Genomic DNA, 661 nt, shown 5'->3' with positions numbered 1-661 from the left:
TCTCTCTTTTATGATATGTTTATAGCAATGCATTTTATATGCGTTTATAACCATAAAGAAGGCACGCCCCTCACGCCGATCTTTATTCTGTTTGATCAGTTATATTGACAACATTATCCTTTTCATAAACCTCACAATTTTTGGGAACCAACCTTACTTTGCTTTTTTTGTTGATTTTTGCATTGCCATAAGCACGCCCCCAGATCGTTGCACAATATGAGATTTTAGCATTGCCATAAACAGAGCCATAAATCTCACAAGAGCCACTCACACAAGCATTCCCATAAACCTTGCCATAAATTTTTGCACGACCATTAATAACAGCATAATTATAAATTTTTGCATGGCTATAAATACAAGCCAAGCCAGAAACCTTGGCATGACCATAAACGCGTGCATAACTGAAAACCGTAGCATCATAAGAAACATGCGCATGGTCATAAATATGAGCATCAGCAAGAACGCGGGCACTACCATTCACATGAGCATACCCATAAATATTGCCATAAACATGAGCATTGCCATAGACAAAAGCATGGTCATAAACTTTAGCATATTGAGAGATAAAAGCTTTTCCATAGACTTCAGCATTGCCATAAACTTGACCACAGACTTGAGAAAAATGGCGTATTTTTGCATCATCATACACTCTTGCATGACC

Annotated in this window: 1 protein-coding gene; it reads right to left on the bottom strand. The window is 37.7% G+C overall.

Going from position 1 to position 661, the window contains the following annotated elements; translation table 11 throughout:
• Positions 1-82: 82 nt before the first annotated feature.
• On the bottom strand, positions 83-661 hold a 579-nt coding region (locus ACFIK8_RS11840), incomplete at its 5' end, for a hypothetical protein (RefSeq protein ID WP_375669541.1).

The sequence above is a fragment of the Bartonella sp. MR168JLCBS genome, assembly GCF_042194175.1.
Note: the sequence above shows the minus strand (reverse complement) of the source record. Positions and strands in the feature narration are given on the sequence as shown.